1 protein-coding gene is annotated in these 216 nt (G+C 47.7%); it reads right to left on the reverse strand.

All coding sequences use genetic code 11. The features are described from left to right. The coding region (locus AACR77_RS18320) for a hypothetical protein (protein WP_081999497.1) at nt 1-216 on the reverse strand (216 nt) is incomplete at both ends.

A 216-nucleotide genomic window follows, 5' to 3' on the forward strand; every position in this document is an offset into this window, starting at 1 on the left:
CGCCCAAATGTGTCTGGGTTTGCAGCCTCATAGTCATCGTCAAACATATGTTCCCCGCGATGCATCTCCCTCACTGTTGCGAGTGTACCGAAAAAGCACATTTCACACAGATGCACCTTATAACGTTCACCATCGTGACGGGAACCATAGCCAAAATCCGCCGATAACGAGCCGTATTGATTGGTTCCAAAATTCGTTTTTGTACTACGACCACAG

Origin of the sequence: Aeromonas sp. ZOR0002 (assembly GCF_963866995.1) — a bacterium.
Classification (GTDB): Bacteria; Pseudomonadota; Gammaproteobacteria; order Enterobacterales; family Aeromonadaceae; genus Aeromonas; species Aeromonas caviae.